17 protein-coding genes and 1 tRNA gene are annotated in these 21049 nt (G+C 62.8%); 5 read left to right on the top strand and 13 right to left on the bottom strand.

Annotation, left to right across the window (positions count from 1 at the left end; all coding sequences use genetic code 11):
• The first annotated feature begins 51 nt into the window (after positions 1-51).
• On the top strand, positions 52-963 hold the full coding sequence (locus ACZ5G6_RS03990; protein ID WP_498689559.1) for an EamA family transporter: 912 nt from the start codon (positions 52-54) through the stop codon (positions 961-963).
• 41 nt (positions 964-1004) lie between these two features.
• On the opposite strand, the gene ACZ5G6_RS03995 is transcribed toward ACZ5G6_RS03990, so the two are convergent.
• From ACZ5G6_RS03995 to ACZ5G6_RS04015, 5 genes are all read right to left on the bottom strand, one after another.
• Positions 1005-1598, bottom strand: a complete 594-nt coding sequence (locus ACZ5G6_RS03995; RefSeq protein WP_498689561.1) for a hypothetical protein — start codon at positions 1596-1598, stop codon at positions 1005-1007.
• A 76-nt stretch (positions 1599-1674) separates the two neighbouring features.
• Positions 1675-2307, bottom strand: coding sequence for a TetR/AcrR family transcriptional regulator (locus ACZ5G6_RS04000; protein ID WP_223935852.1), 633 nt, complete (start codon positions 2305-2307; stop codon positions 1675-1677).
• Complete coding sequence (locus ACZ5G6_RS04005; RefSeq protein ID WP_498689563.1) at positions 2304-4340, bottom strand: YhgE/Pip family protein; 2037 nt, start codon at positions 4338-4340, stop codon at positions 2304-2306. The genes ACZ5G6_RS04000 and ACZ5G6_RS04005 overlap by 4 nt, the downstream gene beginning before the upstream one ends.
• On the bottom strand, positions 4337-5086 hold the full coding sequence (locus tag ACZ5G6_RS04010; protein WP_498689565.1) for an ABC transporter ATP-binding protein: 750 nt from the start codon (positions 5084-5086) through the stop codon (positions 4337-4339). The genes ACZ5G6_RS04005 and ACZ5G6_RS04010 overlap by 4 nt, the downstream gene beginning before the upstream one ends.
• A gap of 70 nt (positions 5087-5156) precedes the next feature.
• Positions 5157-6614, bottom strand: coding sequence for a dihydrolipoyl dehydrogenase family protein (locus tag ACZ5G6_RS04015; protein WP_498689567.1), 1458 nt, complete (start codon positions 6612-6614; stop codon positions 5157-5159).
• A 152-nt stretch (positions 6615-6766) separates the two neighbouring features.
• Between ACZ5G6_RS04015 and ACZ5G6_RS04020 the strand changes: the two genes are divergently transcribed.
• Positions 6767-7582 (top strand): sulfurtransferase, encoded by an 816-nt coding sequence (locus tag ACZ5G6_RS04020; RefSeq protein WP_223935856.1) that lies wholly within the window; start codon positions 6767-6769, stop codon positions 7580-7582.
• A gap of 17 nt (positions 7583-7599) precedes the next feature.
• On the opposite strand, the gene ACZ5G6_RS04025 is transcribed toward ACZ5G6_RS04020, so the two are convergent.
• From ACZ5G6_RS04025 to ACZ5G6_RS04055, 7 genes are all read right to left on the bottom strand, one after another.
• Entirely contained in the window at positions 7600-8286 is a 687-nt protein-coding gene (locus ACZ5G6_RS04025; RefSeq protein ID WP_223935857.1) for an N-acetylmannosamine-6-phosphate 2-epimerase, read from the bottom strand.
• Positions 8287-8300: 14 nt separating this feature from the next.
• Positions 8301-9266, bottom strand: a complete 966-nt coding sequence (locus ACZ5G6_RS04030) for an ROK family protein (protein ID WP_498689570.1) — start codon at positions 9264-9266, stop codon at positions 8301-8303.
• 6 nt (positions 9267-9272) lie between these two features.
• Positions 9273-10190, bottom strand: a complete 918-nt coding sequence (locus ACZ5G6_RS04035; RefSeq protein ID WP_498689571.1) for a dihydrodipicolinate synthase family protein — start codon at positions 10188-10190, stop codon at positions 9273-9275.
• Between the two features lie 37 nt (positions 10191-10227).
• Complete coding sequence (locus ACZ5G6_RS04040; RefSeq protein WP_498689573.1) at positions 10228-11043, bottom strand: ATP-binding cassette domain-containing protein; 816 nt, start codon at positions 11041-11043, stop codon at positions 10228-10230.
• Positions 11040-13151, bottom strand: coding sequence for a dipeptide/oligopeptide/nickel ABC transporter permease/ATP-binding protein (locus ACZ5G6_RS04045; protein WP_498689576.1), 2112 nt, complete (start codon positions 13149-13151; stop codon positions 11040-11042). Before ACZ5G6_RS04045 ends, ACZ5G6_RS04040 begins: the two co-directional genes overlap by 4 nt.
• Positions 13152-13154: 3 nt before the next feature.
• On the bottom strand, positions 13155-14060 hold the full coding sequence (locus tag ACZ5G6_RS04050) for an ABC transporter permease (RefSeq protein ID WP_263422343.1): 906 nt from the start codon (positions 14058-14060) through the stop codon (positions 13155-13157).
• Between the two features lie 156 nt (positions 14061-14216).
• A complete protein-coding gene (locus ACZ5G6_RS04055) occupies positions 14217-15854 on the bottom strand; it encodes an ABC transporter substrate-binding protein (RefSeq protein ID WP_498689578.1) in 1638 nt (545 codons plus the stop codon).
• 336 nt (positions 15855-16190) lie between these two features.
• Between ACZ5G6_RS04055 and ACZ5G6_RS04060 the strand changes: the two genes are divergently transcribed.
• Entirely contained in the window at positions 16191-16919 is a 729-nt protein-coding gene (locus ACZ5G6_RS04060) for a FadR/GntR family transcriptional regulator (protein WP_498689581.1), read from the top strand.
• Between the two features lie 445 nt (positions 16920-17364).
• Positions 17365-18471 (top strand): IS110 family RNA-guided transposase, encoded by a 1107-nt coding sequence (locus tag ACZ5G6_RS04065; protein ID WP_498685838.1) that lies wholly within the window; start codon positions 17365-17367, stop codon positions 18469-18471.
• Positions 18472-18839: 368 nt separating this feature from the next.
• Here the strand turns inward: ACZ5G6_RS04065 and ACZ5G6_RS04070 are convergent.
• Positions 18840-18913, bottom strand: a tRNA-Arg gene (locus ACZ5G6_RS04070).
• Between the two features lie 284 nt (positions 18914-19197).
• Here ACZ5G6_RS04070 and ACZ5G6_RS04075 point away from each other — a divergent pair.
• A complete protein-coding gene (locus tag ACZ5G6_RS04075) occupies positions 19198-21024 on the top strand; it encodes a phosphoenolpyruvate carboxykinase (GTP) (RefSeq protein ID WP_223935865.1) in 1827 nt (608 codons plus the stop codon).
• Positions 21025-21049: the final 25 nt, after the last annotated feature.

The following is a 21049-nucleotide window of genomic DNA, read 5'->3' on the forward strand; positions in this document are numbered from 1 at the left end:
TGCTGAATTCAACGCTGGTGCTTAAACCATTCAGGTGCCAGAGTGTTTCTCGTGAACCTCCGCCACTCTGCCCTCGCCGTCCTTGTCGCCGTCCTGTGGGGCGTGAACTTTGTCGCCATAGACCTGGGGCTCCACCCCAACGGTCGCGATGTCCCGCCCCTGCTTTTCGTCGCCTTCCGATTCCTGCTCGTGGTGTTTCCGTTCATCCTCTTCATCCGCAAACCGGACGTGAGTTGGAAGGCGATCATCGGCGTCGGGCTTTTCATGAGCGCCGGTCAGTTCGGATTGCTGTACCTGGGCATGGCGCTGGGTATGCCGGCGGGCCTGGCCTCCCTTGTCTTGCAGGCGCAGGTGCTGTTCACAGTGCTGATCGCAGCGCGGTTCCTGGGCGAGAGGCCCAATCGCAGGCAAATGCTCGGGGTTGTGCTGGGCCTGGCGGGTCTCGGCGTGGTTGCTGTTGGGCGCAGTGCCGTGGCGCCCGTCCTGCCTCTCATGATCGTGCTGGCCGCAGCGTTGTCCTGGGCGATCGGAAACGTGGTGGCGCGCCACTCGAAAGCGACGTCGGGGCTGGGCCTGGTGGTCTGGTCCGGGGCCGTGGTGCCCCTTCCTTTGGCGGGATTGTCACTTGTGGTGGACGGTCCGGGCACCGTGTGGGCGACCATCACAGACCTTCAACCAGCTACGATCCTGAGCGCAATCTACACGGCGGTTTTCGCCTCGCTTATTGGGTACGGCATCTGGAACCGGCTGCTGACGCTCTACCCGAGTTCAGACGTCGTGCCTTTTACGCTGCTGGTTCCGGTGGTCGGCATGACGGCGGCCTGGCTGGTCCTGAACGAAATCCCTACGGTGGCCGAAATCATGGGCGGTCTGATCCTGCTCCTCGGAGTGGCGACCGCCGTGCTCGGCGTCTCGCGAAAACGCCCGGAAACTACCGTTATGAGGCCCGCTCTGCGCGTCTAATCGCTCGCGAAGCACGCAGTGCAGGCCCCGCAACGCAGGCGTTAACGCCTCGGGGCGGGTTTGCGTTGGGGTGAAACGCTCGACGCCGGGCGCTTGGCAGCTGTTGCAGGCCGAGGGGTGGATGCTCGTTTAGTTGGTGTTGCGGCCCGTTCAGCCGTGGTCCGCTGAGCCGTGGCCCGCTGAGGGGTGGTCCGCTGAGCCGTGGCCCGCTTAGCCGCTGGGACGGGTTGCCGCGCCCGGGCGGAACCCCACGAAGGCCAGACCGCCCCCAGGAACAGGACCAGCAAGGTTCCGCAGCCAGCCACGGCGGCCAAGTAGAAGTAGATGTCGGAGTCCTCGGTGCTTACCGCACTTCCCATGGCGTTGGCGTCCTGGTTGAACGCCAGCCCCCACATGCGAAGGAACGCGATGCTGAAGCCGATGAACAGGCTGGTGCCGGCGGCGCCAAGGAGAACCACAAGGTATCGCCGCCGGTTGAAGACCTGCACGATCGAGGCCAAGTAGCACGTCAGCACCGCTCCCAGGAACAGGTACAGGACCAGTTCTTCGAGGACCACAGCGGCGAGCACCAAGAGCCCGAGAGACACAAAGGCGGCCACTACCGCAAGCTTTCCGCTGTTCCCCATGTGACGCATGAGGTTAATCATCGCCGACCAGCGGGCCGCGCCACGCCGTCGTAGATTGCAGTTGGATACCGTTCCCGGGAAAGCGCTACTTGATGACGTACCCGTGCATGATGGTCATGACGGCGGCCACGCTCTGTTCGCGGGTGCGCTCCGGGTTATAGGTCTGCCGGTCGAGTCCCACCACGAAGATTGCCCCGAAGATCGCAGCTTCCAGGCTGCCCCGGGCGATGGACTCGTCCACCTTGTACCCGGAAGCAACGCGCTCCACCGCCGAGCCGATCACGGCCAGGAGTTCACCGCGTAGCTCCGCGAACACGGCACTCCACTCGCCCGGAGTCCGCCAATTCTCGCTGACCCACAGCCGCGCGAAGGACGGGTACTCGTCCATGAACTCCATGGCCTGCCCCACCATGTTCTTCATGGACTCCAGGGGATCGCTGCTCTGCCCTTCGATTGCTTGGAGGCGTACCAGCATAATGTCTACGCCGTGCCGCAGCAGCTGCGCGATCAGGTCCGATTTACTGCCGAAGTTGTAATAGACCGTTCCCTTGGACACTCCTGCCGCGGCCGCGATCTCATCCACGGTCACGCCAGCGGCGCCGCGTTCGCCGATCAATTCCATGGACGCTTCGAAGAGGCGCTGTTTGGTGGCGTTGGTGCGTCCCGGCCGGAGCTTCTTCTCGGCAGGGCCCTGGCCCGCCGGCTCGGTGGTAGTCATACTGCGATCTCCGGCTTCAACGTCTTGAGGGTCCACATCTTGTGTTTGCGGACAGCGAGCGTGGACAGTGCCGCTCCCAGCAAAGTGTATCCAAGCAGGCCCAGGACCGTCGGCCAGATCATGCTGAGTTCGCCGCCGTAGATGAGGTGCCGCATCCCCGTGACCACGTAACCCATGGGCAAGACTTCATGGACCACGTGAAGTGGCATGGGAGTGGTCTGCCAAGGGAACGTGCCGCCGGAAGAGACCAGCTGCAGGACCAGCAGGATCAGCACCACGAACTTGCCTGGGGTTCCCATCAGCGCCACGATGCCCTGGATGATCGCACTGAATGCCATCACCGCGGCCAGCATGAACAGCCACATGCCTATGGGGTGGGCGGCGTTCAGGCCGAGGCCCAGGTTCACCACGAGGGTGAGGATGGTGGCCTGCAGGACTGAGACGACGAAGAAGGGAAGCCAGCCTCCCACTGCGATTTTCCAAGCGGGGGCGTTGGATGCCAGCGCCCGTTGGGTGATGGGACGCATGGCCTGCACCAGCATGAAAACGCCGATCCACAAGGCCAGCGTCAGGAAGAAGGGTGCCAGCCCGGCGCCGTAAGAGCCTGCCTTGGCCTGCGATATGTTGTCCACCGCCACGGGATCGGCGATCACCTTGGACACACTGCTTTTCTGTTCGTCGTTCGGGTTTGGGATGTCTCCGGCACCCTTGGCAAGTTCCGTGGCCAGGGTATGTGAGCCATCGGAGGCCTTCACCGCACCGCTGGCAAGCTCCCCGGCGCCGTCGTTGAGTTGGTGGGCGCCGTCGTCGAGCTTCACTGCGCCATCCAAGGCGGTCTGCTGGCCGGCGGCGAGGGTGGAAGCGCCAGTGCTGAGCTGCCCGGCTCCTGCCGCAGCCTGCGAAATGGCGTCGGTGAGAGTAGGCGTTGCGGCGGCGAGCTTCGAAGCCCCGGCGCTCACGGCCGCTGAGCCATCGGAGAGCTGCTGGATCTTGGCGGCGTCGCCCGCGATCTTGGCCTTTGCGTCCGTGACTGGGCTTGATGCGGCGGCCGCGTCGAAGTCCGCCAGGACCTTGTCTGCCTGATCCTGCGTCAGCACGCCAGCGGTGACCAGCCGGGTGTTGGATTCCAGGACCCGGTTGCGGAGGCCCTTGTCTGCGGCATCGAGCTGCCCGACGACGTCCTGGACTTTCGCGTTCAGCTCCGCGTTCCCGGCCGCTACTTGCGCTGCACCGTCGGCAAGCCTTTGCGAATCCGCAGGGAGGGTAGCAGTTCTGTTTTTCAGCTCGGTGAGGCCCGAACTCAACTGGCCGGCGCCGCTGTTGAGTTGGACAGCGCCGTCGCGCAGTTTGGTCTGCCCGGCGACAAGTTGGTCTGCCCCCGTGACCAGCTGGGTAGTGCCGTCATGCAGCGTTGCTGCGCCGTCACTGAGCTGCCCCACGCCTGTAGCTAGTTCGGATGCTCCATCCGCAGCCTTCACGATGGAGGCGTGGATGGTGCCGAAGCCGGTGAGGAGTTGGTTGGCTGTTTCCTCGCCCACTTCCTTGGCAACCGTTGAGTGCACGGCCGTGGTGAGTTTGTCCACGATGGTGCTCAGGAGGTAGTTGTTGGCGTCGTTGGTGGTGACATGGAGCATTGCCTGGTTGGCGGCGTCGAAGCTCCCGGGGGACACCAGGTTGGCGGAGAAATCCTTGGGGATCCGCAGTGCGAAAGCGTACTCGCCCGTCCGAACACCCGCGTCCGCGGCTTCGGCGCTGGAAACTTGTTTCCAGTTGAAGACGTGGCCGTCCACCAGGCTGTCGGCAACCTTCTTGCCAGCCTGCAGTTCGGTGCCATCTTTTGAGGTTGCCCCAGTGTCCTCTACTACCAATGCGGCGTCGATCTGGTTCAGGTTGCCGTAAGGATCCCAGTTGGCATAGAGATATACGGCACCGTAGAGCAAGGGCACCATCGTCAAGGCCAGGATGGTCAGCTTGGGCAGGAGCCCGCCGGTCATGCGTTTGAGTTCGGAGCGGGCGAGCCGCAGAACAGTCACTTTGCAGTCCTTTGAAGTACCGGGGTTTCTTGGGGTTGTTCTTGTTTGGTCGGGGCGGGTTGTTCGGTGTCCGTGTGCGTTTCGGGTTCTGGCTCCCGTTCCGTTTCCGGTTCGGGCGGGTGCAGGACTGAGTTGCCGATCACCGCAGCAGGGCCGGTCCAGTTCTCCGGGAGGGCGCCGACGACGGCGACGACGGCAAGCGGCCGCCCGGCATCGGACGCCAATGCCTCAAGTCGCGGCAGCCATGCTCCGGAATCGGCGCTGTGTCGGTCGGGGGAGTCGACCACGAGGAGGTCGGTGGCCGGATCCGCCAAAGCAAGGGCAGTCAGCAGTTCCAGCCGGCGGCTGGCGGGAAGCTGTTCAATCCAGAGGCCGGCGATGTCCTCAAAGCTGTTGATCTTCAGCCACGGCTTGCTAAGCAGGGCACCACGGTAGCGGCGCGGAATGAGGGAGAGGTCCTCGGTGACGAGGTCGCGGACGCTCAGGTGCTGTTCGGGCTCGTTGACCCCGGGCGAATCAACCAAGGCGCTGGCGAGCCGGATCTTTTTGGTCTTGGTGTTGTTGTCCCAACTGAGGACGCCGCTGCTGGGCTTCATGCGGCCACTGAGTCCCAAGGCCAACGCGGTCCGCTGATCCTGGCCTTCGCCGGACACGAGCAGGAGTTCGCCGCGGCGTGCTTGGAGTGACGTTGCCGGAAGGAGATCGTCCCGGCGGCCGTTGATCTGGAGTTGCTGTACGGACAGCACAATGAAGCCTTTCGCAGAAATGGTGTCTGCTGAAAGTCTAACTGAACTGACTGGTCAGTTCAAATAGGAGCTAGAGTCCGTACTTCTCCAAGAGCCGCAACCACACTTCACTGATGGTGGGGTACGAAGGAACCGCGTGCCACAGCCTGTCCAATGGGACCTCGCCCACGATCGCGATCGTGGCCGAATGGAGCAGTTCAGCTACCCCTGGGCCAACGAACGTAGCGCCGAGGATGACTTTCCGGTCCTCATCCACCACGATCTGAGCCCACCCCTTGTAGTCGGGGGAATAGAGCTGGGATCCGGAAACGTCGATGGGCAATTCCACGCCCGTGACGTGCCTGCCTTGGAGTAGGGCCTGCTCAAGGCTCGGACCCACCGATGCTACTTCCGGGTCTGTGAAGACGACGCTTGGAATCGCGTGCTCGTTGGCGGTGTGGGCCCATGCACTCCAAGGGCGGGGTGTGCCCTGGAGCTTGCCGTTGGCTCGAGCGACGATTGCATCGCCGGTGGCCCGCGCTTCATACTTTCCCTGATGCGTGAGCAACACTTTGCCCGCGGCATCGCCTGCGGCGTACAGCCACAGCCCGCTGGTGCCATCGCTGGCCGGGCCCTCGACCAATCCGCTGGCGTCGGTAGTGAGCCGCAGCGGTTTTCCGTTCTGCGGTTCTACCCCCACATTTTCCAGGCCCAGATTGGCCAACGCTGGATGCCTGCCGGACGCGACAAGGAGTTTGTCGGCCATGATGACCTCGCCGTTGAGCGTGACCGCCACTGACCCGTCGTCGTCTTCTTCGACTTTTTCGACATCAGAATGGAGGTGGACGGTGACGCCATCGGCTCGCAGCCCGGCCAGGACCAGGTTGGCGGCCTCCTCGGTGTAGCTGCTCAGCAGGCGGCCACGTGCGATGAGCGTAACCACTGAACCGAGGCGGGCAAAAGCCTGGGCCAACTCCACGCCGGCCACACCACCTCCGAGCACCGTGAAACGCTTGGGGATGGTTTTCGCCGCGGTCGCGCCGCGGGTGGTCCAGAACGGCACGTCCCTCAAGCCTTCGATATCCGGGATGGTGGGGGTTGAGCCTGTGGCCACAACCACTGCATGATGCGCCTTGAGGGCGTAGCTGTTGCCATCGATACCGTCCACCTGGACCTCGCGCGGACCTGTGATGCGGCCTCGCCCACGGATCAACTCGATGCCCGCATTATCAAGCCACTCGACCTGGCTCCCGTCCTGCCAATTGTTCGTAAACCAGTCCCGGTGCTTCAGTGCTGCCTCGGCATCAACCAATCCCGTGACGGCTTCCGAAGCCCCGGGAATTCCTTGCGCCGCGTGGAGCACGCTGCCTGGTCGAAGGAGAGCTTTGGAAGGGATGCACGCCCAGTACGAGCATTCGCCGCCCACCAGTTCACTTTCCACAATCACTGCCGTCAGTCCGCCACGAGCCACTCTGTCCGCGACGTTTTCCCCGACGGCGCCCGCGCCGATCACAATTACGTCGAATTCACGGGAGCTTTCGGCAGTCATGGGAGAAGCCTACAACCGCTGCCCGGACGTTGTGAGGCCTGTTTTGCATGCTCAAGAGGGCCTATGGGGACGGAAGGGGGGCCCGCATTTTGCTTGTCCATATATTGATATCTATATCTCAAAATATGGATTTCAGAACTAGGCTGCTGCCCATGAGCACTGACTTGAAGCCATTTGTGGATTGGGCCTGGTGCGCCCGCAACCAGGGAAAGTTCATTCTCGTGGATACGCGCTGGTACCTGGATGGATCATCCGGGAAGGATGCCTACCATGCTGGCCATATCCCAGGCGCCATCTTCATGGACATGGATAGATGGCTTTCCGGGCCAGCTTCCCAAGAGGCTGGGAGGAACCCGCTACCTGATCCTGAGGTGTTTGCCCAAGGGATGCGGGAAGCCGGCATCAACGATTCCGACACCGTGGTGGCCTATGACGACGCCGGTGGAGTCATCGCGGCCCGGCTGGTGTGGATGCTCCGATCGACAGGCAACAATGCAGCCATCCTGGACGGGGGTATGGGGAGCTATCCGGGAGACCTCACTGTGGAGGGCACGGAACGCCGGAGGGGCAGTTTCTCGGCCCGAGTGTGGCACCTGCTGGCAGACATCTCGGAGGCTTCCTCTGAAAACTACATCACTGTGGATGCCAGGAATCGCGACCGCTTCGAGGGCCGCCAAGACCCCATAGATCCCCGACCTGGCCACATACCCGGTGCCGTGAATGTCCCATGCCGCGGGAATCTCGACTCCACGGGACACCTGCTCCCGGAGCCGCAAATTCGTGCGAACTTCGAGCGTGCAGGAGTGGTGTCTGCATCGAACACCATTACCTATTGCGGATCCGGAGTGACCGCCTGCCACAACCTCCTGATGATGGAGCAATTGGCAATGGGCAAGGGGAGGCTATTCGTCGGCGGGTGGTCCCAGTACGGGCATGCGACGGACAGACCGGTCGAGACGGAGAGCTAACCCCTGCAACACAGGTGCTACCTGTGCATCGCGCCCTTGAACCAACCCGTAATCGTGGCCGGGTGTGTGATGCCGGTGCCTACAACTACGGCGAACGCACCGGCATCGAGGGCCTGACGTGCCTGGGTCGGGGTGTGGATCCGGCCTTCCGCGAGCAGCGGCTTGCCCAGTCCCGCGGAAGCGATCTGCTCCAAGAGAACCAGGTCCGGGCCGTCGGACTTCGGGCGCTCGCCGGTGTAACCGGCCAACGTGGTACCGATCAGGTCCGCGCCGGCTTCAACGGCTGCAACAGCATCGTCAAACGAACCGCAATCGGCCATGACCAGCGCATGGGATTCCGCATGAATACCGGCAACGGTCGCTTGAAGGGACAATCCGTCAGGGCGGACCCGCCGGGTCCCGTCGATCGCCACAACATGCGCACCGGCACCAGCCACGGCAAGCGCGTGCCGGAGCGTAGGGGTGATGAAGACGCCATCGTGCCCGTCCTTCCAGAGCCCGATGACGGGGACTTCGACGGCGGTGCGCGTGGATTGCACGTCGGCCAACCCTTGGACGCGGACCCCCGCGGCGCCGCCGATGACCGCTGAAGCCGCCAATTGCCCAGTGGTTCGCGGGTCACGCATCGGCTCGCCCGGGTACGCCTGGCAAGAGACGATCAGCTGGGAACGGAGGGCTTCGAGGCCTTCAGTGGTGAGGATCATGATGTCTTTCTCTGCTAAAGAACAAGTTTCGCGGCACCAACGATGGCCGCGGTGTTGCCGAGGGTCGCCCGCACTACCGGGACGTCGTCCAACGGTGCCAGCAATTCCTGGCGCAGGGCCGTCTCCATGGGTTTCCACCAAAGCTCGCCGGCATCGGCCAGCCCGCCGGATATCACCACGGTTTCGGGGTCGAGAATGTTAATGAGCCCACCTACGGCTTGTCCGGCCGCCGTGGCCCCGATGCCGATGGCACGCAAAGCGGCAGCACCGCCGTCGTGAGTTCCTGAAGCGGCCAGCGCAAACACGCCCCGCGTGTCCGCTGCCTCACGCGAAGAGCCACCAAAGCGCAGGAACGATTCGTAAATGGCGGGCCCCGACGAGATGGCCTCGACGTGTCCTGATCCACCGCACACGCAAGGCAACGGAACGCCGTCAAACACAGCCAGCGGCGACGCGACGTGACCTACATGCCCGCCAACAAAGCGGTGTCCCAGAACAGGAGCGCCGTTCAGCACAAAGCTCCCGCCGACTCCGGTTCCGAAGGCGACCATGAGCGAGCTCGAGGAACCGGCAGCCGCACCAAGCCAGGCCTCACCGAGGGCGTGGGCGTGGACGTCGTTAACGGCACGCACCACCGGGACAGCAAGCCGTGAGGACAGCCCGGCAACAAGGGAAGTCCCGGCCCAGCCAAGAATCGCGTCGGTCGCGGACACCACCGACCCGGCAACAGCATCGATGACCCCAGCGGAGCCGACGCCGACACCGGACACGGAAAGTCCGGCGTCGGCAGCGCGCTCCACCAAGCCCGTGATCAGCGCACCGGTGGCGTCGAGGATCGCCTCGCCACCGTCCCTGTTCAACGTCGGAATGGTCTCCGACATGAGCACTTCACCAAGCTCGGAAACAACCCCGGCGGCGGTTTTGGTGCCGCCGAGGTCAACACCGATCACGTGGGTCGCTTGGGCTAGGGGAGCGGTCACGATAGCTTAAACCAGCCCGTTCCGCTCCAGGATTTCGCGAATCAACGCGGTCTCCGATTCATTCAAAGACAGCATGGGCTCGCTCATGGTGTTCGACTCGATGACTCCCATGACCTGCAGTGCGGTCTTGAAGGCACCCAGACCAGCGGCACCACCGGAGACGCGGCCGTTGGGGGTGTAGACGATCTCGAAGACGTCGGCCAGGCGGTCCTGCTCCCTTGCCGCGAGAGCCCAGTCTCCGGCCTGCGCGGCATCGAACAGGCGGCGGTAACCGGCCGGATCAACGTTGCCAAGGCCCGGAACGACGCCCTGCGCGCCGCCAAGAAGGGCGCCGTCCACCACAACTTCGTGACCCGTGAAAATGTCGAAGTTGGGAATGTCCTTGGCTGCCAAAAGCAGCTGGCGGAAGGAGACGTCGTCGCCCGAGGAGTCCTTGACGCCGGCGATAACACCGTCGCGGCCAAGCCGGACCAGCAGGTCCGTGGGCAGCTTGAAGTGGGTGCGGACCGGGACGTCGTAAGCGAAGATCGGCTTGTCGATGGCGGCGTGGATGCTGCGGAAGTGCGTTTCGGTCTCCGCGGCGTTGCCGATTGCGTAGTACATGGACGTGACTACGATCGCGTCGGCACCAAGATCCACCACTTTGCGCGCTTCCTCGATCACGCGGTTGGTGGTCTGCTCGTTTGCGCCAACGATCAGCGGGACGGCTCCGGCGTTGGCGTCGGCGATGGTGGAGACCACCAGTTCACGCTCGGCGTTGGTGAGGTAGGGGACTTCGCCGGAGGAGCCCAGGACGAAAAGGCCGGACACACCGCCGTCGATCAGGTGCTTGGTGACGTTTTTCAGCGACGCAGTATCGATGCTGCCGTCGGCGTGGCGCGGGGTGATGACCGGGGGAATGACGCCCTGGAACTGAGTGGACACAGAAATCTCCGTTGTTTGTAACTTGTGAAAGGAAAAGCTAGATGTGAAGCAGGCTCGGCGCGGCGCCCAGCAGCTTCTTGGTGTAGTCGTTGCTGGGGTTGTCGAAGACCTGTGCGGCTGTGCCCTGCTCGACGATTTTGCCGAAGTACATGACGCAGATGCGGTCCGATACATAGCGGACGGTCTGGATATCGTGCGAGATGAACACCATGCCGAGGTTCAGCTGGGTCTTCAGGTCGGACAGCAGGTTCAGGACCTGCGCGCGGACCGAAACGTCCAGGGCCGACGTCGGCTCGTCCGCCACGATGATGTCCGGATCCAACGCCAGGGCGCGGGCGATCGCCACACGCTGGCGCTGGCCGCCGGAAACTTGCGACGGCGTCACCTCGGCTGCCGATTGCGGCAAGCCGACCAGCGCCAACAGTTCCTTGACCTTGGCTGCGCGGCTGGCCGCGTTGCCGATTCCGTGGATCTGAAGCGGATCGGTCAGGATGTCCTGAATGGTCATGCGCGGGTTGAGCGCCGTCGCAGGATCCTGGAAGACCACGGAAACGGAGCGGCCAAACTGCTTGCGCATGGATGCGTTCCGCTTGATGGCCGGCTTGCCGTGGAACAGCACCTCGCCCGACGTCGGCGGCTGGAGTCCCACGAGCACGGACGCGAGCGTGGACTTGCCGCAGCCGGACTCACCGACGATGCCCACGGTTTCGCCACGGCTGATGCTGAAGTCAACGCCGTCGACGGCTTTGACGATGTTCGGCCGGAACAGGCCGCCGGTCCGTGCCCGGTGGTAGACCTTGACCTCCTTGAGTTCGATGACCGGCATTGAGCCTTGTTGAATTGATTCGCTCATTTCGCATCCTCCTTCAGATGGCTCGCCCAGTAGTGGTCGGCGTCGTCACCGTTCGCGGTTGGAACGGTGGTGAGGACCAGCTTCTGGTGGGGATCGGCGTCGGCACGCAATGAACGTGCTGCGAACCGGTCACCCGTGGCGAAATCCCGCGGGGACGGGACTGTGCCGGGGATCTGGTGCAGGCGGACGGCGTCGGCCTCGATGGAGAGGACCGCGCCGAGCAAGCCCCGCGTGTACTCGTGCTTGGGGTTCTGCAGGAGCTCGGATGCCCGTGCGGACTCAACCACTTGGCCGGCGTACATGACCGTGATGCGGTGGGCCAGCGAGGCCACCAAAGCGAGGTCGTGGCTAACAAACACCATGGCGAATCCGAGCTGTTCGCGCAGCTCGTTCAGGAGATCAACAACCTGCCTTTGGACGGTGACGTCCAAAGCGGTGGTGGGTTCGTCGGCCACAACGATCTTCGGTGAACGGGACAGGGCCATGGCGATCAGCACGCGCTGGCGCTGTCCGCCGGAGAGCTCGTGCGGGTAGCTAGCCAAGGTCCGGACGGGGTCCAGTTTCACCATTTCCAGCAGTTCCGCCGGGGTCTTTCGCCCGCCGCGTTTGGTGAGCTGCTCCATCTGGTCCTTGATCTTCATGGACGGATTCAGGGAGCTCAACGCGTCCTGGTAGACCATGGCGATTTGTTCGCCGCGGAGGCCTTCGTAGGCTTTGACCTTGCTGTGCTTGGTCTCTGGGTCCAGCAGTTCCTTGCCGTCGAACTTGATGGATCCGGTGACTTGGGCCGTCTTGGGCAGCAGTCCCATCACCGCCAACGAGGTGATGGATTTACCGCAACCGGATTCGCCCACCAGACCCATGGTTTCGCCTTCGCGGACCGTGAAGGAGACGTTGTCCACGATCGCGATGTCGCCGAAGCGGCCCGGGAAGCGGATGGACAGGTTCTTCACTTCGAGGACGTTGCGGGCGGTTGCCGCGACCTGGGGGAGGCGGTCCGTGCGCTTGGCTTCGATGGCTGCGAGCAGTTCCAATTCCTTGTCCAGCAGGAGGTGCGGGTTGGTGGCTGCGACCCTCACATCGGTGAGGAGGGCTGACTTGCCGAAATCATCGGTGCCGGCGTCTCCGGAAGCCGCGCGGACGCCGTCGAGCTCGTGTTCTTCAACCACGGAGGGCTGGGCGACCGACGTCGCAACCTCGGAATCAACAGCTATAGCCGCGGCAGAGCCGTCGTCGTCCTTTACCACAGGAGCACGGCGCAGCTTCGGGTTCACCATGGCGTCGGTGAGGCCTTCGGCCAGGATGTTCAGCGACAGCACGGTCAGCAGGATGGTCACACCGGCGAAAGTGGTGGCCCACCAGCCGCCGGACAGGACCAGGTTGCGGCCGTAGGAAATCACGTTGCCCCACGACGGCGCGGGGTCCTGGACGCCGGCGCCCAGGAAGGACAGCGAGGCCTCGAGGATGATGGCGTCGGCCACCATGACCGTGGCGAACACCAGCACGGGAGCGGCGGTGTTGCGGACGATGTGCTTGACCAGGATGTAGAAGCGGCCTGCACCGATCACGCGCTCGGCACGGACATAGTCTTCGCCGTACTGGGCCAGCACGTTGGCGCGGACCACGCGTGCCAGTTGGGGAGTGTAGATGATGGCGATCGCGATGATGATCGTCGGAACCGAGTTGCCGAAAGCGGCCAACAACACAGCAGCCAGCGCGATACCGGGGAATGCCATGAGGATGTCCATGAGCCGCATGATGATCTCATTGACGGACTTGCTGGACGTCGCGGCGAAGGAACCGAGGAGTGCACCGGCGAGGATTGCCAGGCCAACTGCGCCAAGGCCGATCAGTAGCGATGACTGGGCACCGAAGAGGAGCCGCGAGAAGATGTCACGGCCCAGACGGTCCGTGCCGAAGAAGTGTTCGGTGCCCGGCGGGGTGGCCGGGATGAACGTCTCCAGAGGATCGTGCGGTGCAATGACCGGCGCGAAGACGGCTGCCAGGACAATCATGATGAGGAAGAGCAGGGCGATGCGGGAGCCCCAGGGCAGGGCCTTGAAGCGTATGCCCGGGGCGCTTAGCCGTTCTGCGAGCTTGCTGCGCATGAGCTATACCGTCCTGATTCGGGGGTTGATGAGCAGGTAGAGAAGGTCCACCACGATGTTCACCAGGACAAAGGTGACCGAGATGGTGAGCACCACGCCCTGAACCAGGTTGACGTCCAGGTTGGTGATGCCGTTGAGGATCAGCTGGCCCATGCCGGGCAGGGCGAAGATCATTTCAATCACGACGGCGCCACCCAGCAAGTAGCCGACGCGTAGTCCCAGCACGGTCACCGGGGTGACGAGCGCGTTGCGGAGGACGTTCTTGGAGACGACCTCGCGGTAGGGAACGCCGTTGCCGATGGCGGTGCGGACGTAGTCGCGGTCAAGCTCTTCCACCATGGAGGTACGCACCACGCGGATCAACGAGGCCGAGACGGGGATGCCGAGCGCGAGTGCCGGAAGGGCCATCGAGTTGAGCCAACCGCCAAAGCCTGATTCCGGCGTCGCAATTCCGCCTGAGGGGAACATTGGGTTGGCGCCCAGGGCGAACCACTGGATGAGCAGGATGCCGAGCCAGAACGACGGCGTGGCGATCGCGGCGATCGAGAAGACGCGGACCAACTGGTCCTGCCACTTGTCGCGGTAGAGGGCACCGAGGATGCCGAACGCGAGCGAAAGGACAATCGCGATGAGGACGCCCAGGAAGGTGAGCTGCAGTGTCAGCGGGAACGCCGAGCCGATCATGGAAGCCACCGACTTGGCCGGCGGGGTAGTGACGCCGAGGTCCAACTGCAGGAGCTTGCCGAGGAATCGGAAGTACTGCAGAACCAGGGGGTCGTTGAGGCCATTTTCCTGGCGGTATTGCTGCTTCGCTTCTTCGCTGGCGCCGTCACCGAGGGCGGAACTGGCCTGGTCGCCGGGAGCGGCCTGCAGGACGAGGAAGACGAGCAACGTAATGCCCAGGATCATCAATGGCAATGCTGCAAGTCTGCGGCCAAGCAAACGCAATATCGTGACCAATTTGTTCTCCGGTTAGTTGGGGGTGCTGCTTGTTGTGGGGCCTGCTCTGCGTGCTATTTGCGAATTTTGGGGCGCAGAGCAGGCCTCGCAACGGCTGGGAGTCGCCTAGGCGGTACGTCCGACGTCGATGAACGACAATCCGGTGGTAGGCAGGGGCTGGAAGCCGTTGAGCTTTTTCTCGTCCCAGGCGCTGGGAAGCTGGCGGTGGAGGATCGGGTACAGGGGGACCTCGTCCGAAACCATGTTCACGATTTCGGCGACGATCTTCTTTGCGTCGTCTCCGGAAGCTTGCGACCCCTTGTTCATGAGTTCCTGCAGCTTGCTGCGCTCAGGAGTGGTCCAGAAGGCGCGCTTCTCCATCCACGTGGCACCCGAGTAGAACCAGCTCAGGAGCAGGTCCGCATCGTTACCGAACACGGATGGATCACCGGGGGCAGCAACCACGGTGTAATCGCCCTTGCCCACGCGGTCGCTGTAAAGGGCGCCGGACTGCAGGCTCTTGACGGTGACCTTGACGCCCGGGATCTTGTTCCACGACTCAAGGATCAGCGGTGCAACGTCTTTCACCCAGGCAGTGTCCGTGGTGAGCAGTTCGAACTCGAGGTTGGTGACTCCCGCCTGCTTCAGCAGGTCCCCGGCCTTGGAAGTGTCAAAACCGTAGACGTTCTTGGCCTTGACGTAGTCCGGGTGGCCTTCCTGGAAATAGGAGCTGGCAGCCTTCGCGTTGCCGAAGAGGGCCTTCTTAATGATGGCTTCCTTGTCCAGGCCGTAGTGCAGGGCTTGGCGGACCAGCTTTTTGTCGAACGGTGCCTTGGCGCAGTTGAACATGAGGAACAGCAGGCCGAAGGACTGGACGGACTCCACCTTCACCTTGGACTTGAGGCCATCGACGTCCAAGTACGGAACGTCTTCAATGGCCTGCACACGACCGGACTGGACGGCGGTGACGCGGGCCGCGGCGTCCGAAAGCAACAGCCACGTCATGCCCTTGGCCAGCGCGGGCTTGGGGCCGTTGTAATCGGCGAAGGCTTCAAAGACGATCTTGTCGTCCTTGACTGCCGAGACGAGCTTGTAGGGACCGGAGCCGATTGGCTTGGCGTCGAAGGCCTTCAGGTCGGTCGCTAGTGCCTTGGGAACAATCTTGACCACCGAGATGCGGGGTCCGAAGCCCGGGAAGGCGTACTTAAGGGTGAACTCGACGGTCTTCGCGTCGAGCGGCTTGACGTCTTGGATGAAGGGGATGAACTGGGAAAACAGGGACTTGTTCGCCGGATCCATGACACGTGTAAAGGAGAAAGCGACGTCCTCGGTGGTGACGGCGGAGCCGTCGTGGAACTTGGCACCATCACGGATGGTCACCTGGTACGTGGTGTCGTTGATCTTCTTGGGATCCGTTGCGGCCAGTGCGTTGTAGGGCTGTCGGGTTGCCGGGTGCAGCTCGATGAGGCCTTCAAAGATGTGCAGGTTGGCTGCCATCGGCGTGGCTCCCGAGGAGCTCAGCGGGTCGAAGCCCGTGGAGAGAGCGTAGGAGATGCCTGCCTCGATAATAAGGTCCTTGTTCACGGCTGCCGTGTTCGCCGCAGTCCCTGTTGTGGTGCTGGCAGCGCCGCCGCACGCAGAGAGGGTTGCCGTGAAGGCGGCTGCTGCACCAACTGCGCCGCTTAGCTTCAGGAAGTTCCGGCGGCTGGCGTCGTTGACCAGCGGCAGGCTGTTGATCGTCTTGCTCATAAGGTGCCTCACCATTCGAGTTTCGTGGGTTATCGGATGTAGGACGTCCGATGCTCGTATTGAAACTGTAAGGGCGGTCACAAGGGAACGTCAAGTGAGAAATGGATCACGGTGAGGCTGCTTGGGAGGCCGGAGTGTGAAGAGTTCACGGCCATCCAGGCGCCAGGAGGCGGAATTCCCAACGAATTTCCGAGACATACTTATCAAGGAGGTGGGACATCCGATATTGTATGTTGCGAGTCACTCATTCTGTGGTGGGCACTAAGCTCGCCTCAATATTAACACCGCACTCCTTCCGCATCCGAGGTTCACAGGCTTCTGCGGGAAGAGTGCATTGGCAAGGAGAGCGCCATGACAACTTCCGGTGTCGTACCGCAAGCGCGGTTCAGTGCACAGGCCCGGCTGCGTGCATTGCAGTCGGACATTATGGAGCTCATCCTTGAGCGCGAGCTCGAGGCGGGGGATCCGTTGCCCACGGAGAGCGAGCTTTCAGTCGCCCTCGGTGTTGGGCGCAATACGTTGCGCGAGTCCCTGAAAGTGCTGCAGGCCCTGGGCGTGATCGAGATCCGCCACGGCTTCGGGATGTTCGTGGCGCCCAGCAACTTTGATGCTTTGGCTGATGGCCTGACATTCCGCGGCCGCCTTTCGCTCCGCCACCAGGGACTCGAAGCTTTGCAGCTGGTGGACGTGCGGCAGGCGTTGGAGTCCGGGCTGATCGGATCCTCCATTGATGTCATGACCAAAGAGCAATTGGCATCCATAGAGGAATCTGTGAAGCAAATGGAGGAGCTCGCGGCCGCCGGAGAGAACTTCGTCGCCGCTGACGCCGAGTTCCACCGCCGGCTCTTCGAGCCCCTCAACAACGAACTTCTGATCAACCTGATGGGGGTCTTCTGGAAGGTCTACCGGAAGATCCACGTAGAGATCGGCGCCGGCAACGAGGACCTGGCCAAGACAGCTGCCATCCATCGGAACATCTACGCTGCGGTTGCAGCGGGAGACAAGGTGCTCGCGGCCGAGCTGCTCAACCGCCACTTCGACGGCATCCGGCGCCGCATCACCGAGGCCGTTGGGGAGTAAGCGCCCCCACTCACGGCAAGGGCCGCCGTCGTACTTTTTCAGAAAGTACGACGGCGGCCCTTGCGTTTCTGCGCTCGGATCGCCCAACTGGGGGACAGTAGGTGTCGCTATGGGCGCTCATTGGAGCGTGTGCTGTCCCCTAGACGATATGTATGGGCTGGCTGCGGTTTGGCTGGTTGGTTTCCTTCTGAGGGGGCGATTGTCGCCGGGCAAGGTTTCGGAGCGCCAGCTTTGGGCGGGCCTTCGGGGGGTTTGTTTGTTGATGGCGCTCCGGAGCCTTGCCCGGCCGGGTCTGGCCCGTATCAGAAGGACGTGTGGGGTGGGGGTTCCGGCGGGCCAGGGCTATGGGTGTGGGGCTGGAACCTTCTCTTCAAAGCATCCCGTGGGTTGCCCCAGACTCGTTTTAGGGGGGTAGAGCCACATTTGAAGTTTGGAGGTTCCAGCTATGTTTGAGCGTACTCATGTGGGCTTGGATGTCCACGCTTTGACTGTCGTCGCGTGCGCGATTGATGGTCAGACCGGCGAGATTTCCCGGGCACGGCTGACGCCGGACCATCAGGAGATTCTGGGATGGATCAAGACACTGCCGGGCCCGTGCCAGGTGGTGTATGAGGCCGGTCCTACCGGTTTTCCGCTGGCAAGGGCTTTGCTGGCTGCTGGGATCGAGTGTCTGGTCGCGGCTCCCTCGAAACTCCAACGCCCGCCCGGGGACAGGGTCAAAACAGACCGCAACGATGCCTTGCATCTGGCCCGGTTGTTGAAACTGGACCAGATCACCGAGGTCACGGTCCCGAGCCCCTCTCAGGAAGCTGCCCGGGACTTGGTCCGTGCCCGCGAGGATATCCGTGGTGATCTGATGCGCGCCCGGCACCGGGTTTCCAAACTCCTGCTGCGCCAAGGCATCCACTACACCGGCGGCAGAACCTGGACCCATGAGCACTTGTCCTGGCTCTACTCCCAGAACTTTGACTCACCGGCACTGCAACTGGCCTACGACCTCGCCGTGGAGTCCGTCATTGAAACACTTGTCCGCCGTGACAGGGCCGATCAAGCCATCCGGACCATGGCCTATGACAGCGAATACACTCCCGTGGTGCGCTCTTTGGAGTGCTTGCGGGGTGTCTCCACGCTGACAGCGTTCGGTCTGGCCGTCGAAATCGGCGACTGGACCCGCTTTACCGGCTCGACGATAGGCGCGTATCTCGGACTCGTTCCCAGCGAGAGTTCATCTGGCGGGCACCGCTCCCAGGGATCCATCACGAAAACAGGCAACACCCACGCCCGCAGGCTCCTGGTCGAAGCGGCCTGGCACCACCGCCGCGCCTACACCCACCCCTCCAAAGAGCTGCTGTCCCGTTGGGAAGCGGCAACCCCCTGGGCAAGAGCCCGTGGCAAAGCCGGCAACAAACGCCTCCACGAACGCTGGCTCGTTTACCAGGAACACCGGAAACGTCCCGTGATCGCCGATGTCGCGATCGCCCGCGAACTTGCCGGGTGGTGCTGGTCACTGGCCAGTGAAGCCCAACGGACAACGCAACACCAAAACCTCTAAACGTCCGGGGGAGCACCCGCACAAAAGGAGGGGACCACCGGTTACACCGGCAGCGCTTGGAGCAACCCGCGACCCAACTATGGGCAACCATCAAGGCCACGCCCGATCCCTAGAGAAGCGATAATCTCCAGGCCGGACACCTCGTCCTGCGGTAATCAACCCGCGCATATTAGTCTGACCACGCCGTCGCCAACGACACGCTGGACCCCCCGAACACAAGCACACCCCCGGACCAAAAAGGAAGCGACCCCGGAACCAACCCGGGATCGCTTCCCCACGCCCATTGACAAACGAAACTACATATTAGTTGGGCTCACCCGGGTAAAACAAAAGACCCGCACCGGCGAACCGGTGCGGGTCTTGATCTGTGCGCCCAAAGGGATTCGAACCCCTGACCTTCTGTTCCGTAGACAGACGCTCTATCCAGCTGAGCTATGGGCGCATTTCGCGTGATTCTCGGCGGTCTGTTTCTCTGACCCCCTCGAACCTCAATAAACTTTACAGAAGTTCATGTGAAGTTCCAAATCGAAAAGCTGTAATCTACGCAACTAGACCGGTCTATGTGACCTTAGTCACTTAAATCACCCTCCCATGAAACGGAAGTGTTGATTTCTAGCGGTTTTTCCTTTCCGGGCTTGCGGTCGTCCGATGTCTGACAGGGGATTGGTCTGGTCCGGGACCCCTATCGTTTAGGACACACCACTGAACCCGAGGAAGGGAACCGCAATGGGCGATCTGGCGCGACTGCCGCTGCTTGAGAAGGCACCTACTACGCATGCACGCCTGCTGGCCTGGGTTGAGGAAGTTGCCGAGCTGACTCAGCCGGACCGCATCCACTGGGTTGATGGCAGCGAAGCAGAAAACAAGAAGCTGACCGACGAACTGGTCGAGGCAGGCACCCTGAAGAGGCTGAACCCGGAAACATTCCCGAATTCCTTCGCGGCGTTCTCCGACCCCGCCGACGTTGCCCGCGTGGAAGAGCAGACCTTCATCTGCTCCGAGAATGAGCGCGACGCAGGGTTCACGAACAACTGGATGGCTCCGGCCGAGATGAAGCAGAAGCTGCGCGGACTGTTCGCCGGCTCCATGCGCGGCCGCACCATGTACGTCATCCCGTTCGTCATGGGCCACCTGGATGCTGAGGACCCGAAGTTCGGCGTCGAGATCACTGACTCCGCCTACGTCGTTGCCTCCATGCGCATCATGGCCCGCATTGGCACGGACGTCCTGGACCGCATTACCCAGACCGATGCATTCTTTGTTCCGGCCCTCCACTCGCTTGGCGCTCCGCTGGAACCCGGCCAGGCCGACGTCGCGTGGCCGTGCAACACCGACAAATGGATCGTCCACTTCCCCGAAGAGCGTTCCATCTGGTCCTTCGGTTCCGGCTACGGCGGAAACGCGCTGTTGGGCAAGAAGTGCTACGCGCTGCGCATCGCCTCCGTGATGGCCCGCGATGAGGGTTGGCTTGCCGAGCACATGCTCATCCTCAAGCTGACCTCCCCGGAGCAGAAGACCTACTACATCTCCGCTGCCTTCCCCTCGGCTTGCGGCAAGACCAACCTCGCGCTGCTGGACCCCACCATCAAGGGATGGAAAGTCGAAACCCTTGGCGACGACATCACCTGGATGCGTTTCGGCAAGGAAGGCGAGCTCCGCGCCGTCAACCCGGAAGCTGGCCTGTTCGGCGTCGCTCCGGGCACCGGCTGGGGCACCAACCCCAACGCCATGCGCGCCATCGCCAAGGGCAACAGCATCTTCACCAACGTCGCCCTGACCGATGACGGTGGCGTGTGGTGGGAAGGTATGACCGAGGAAACTCCGGCGCACCTGACCGACTGGCGCGGAAACTCCTGGACTCCGGACTCCGACGCCCCCGCCGCGCACCCGAACTCCCGCTTCTGCACGCCGATCGACCAGATCGACATGCTGGCTGAGGAATACTTCAGCCCGGAAGGCGTGGAGCTGTCCGCGATCCTCTTCGGCGGCCGCCGCAAGACCACCATCCCGCTGGTCACCGAGGCCCGCGACTGGTCAAACGGCATCTTCATGGGCTCCACTCTGTCTTCGGAGACCACGGCTGCAGCTGCCGGCGCCGTCGGCGTTGTTCGCCGCGACCCCATGGCCATGCTGCCGTTCATTGGCTACGACGCAGGTGACTACCTGAACCACTGGGTCAACCTGTCCGCCAAGGCAAACCCGGAGCGCTTGCCCAAGATCTTCCTGGTCAACTGGTTCCGTCGCACGGCCGAGGGCGGCTTCGCCTGGCCTGGCTTCGGGGACAACGCCCGTGTGCTCAAGTGGGCAATCGAACGCCTCGAAGGCAAGGCCGACGCCGTGGAAACCCCCATTGGCTTCGTCCCAACCGGCGAGTCGATCGACCTTGAGGGCTTGGACATGACTCCGGCCGAGGTCGAGTCTGCCGTGCGTGTTGACGCCGATGAGTGGGCAACCGAGCTGGCATCCATCGAGGAATGGTTCGCCAACTTCGGCGGATCCCTCCCGGCGGCACTGCAGTCCGAGCTGGATGGACTCAAGTCCCGCCTGGGCTAGACCTCTTAAGACAATGGCGTCTTAA

Source organism: Arthrobacter sp. TmtSoilC51 (genome assembly GCF_055388015.1).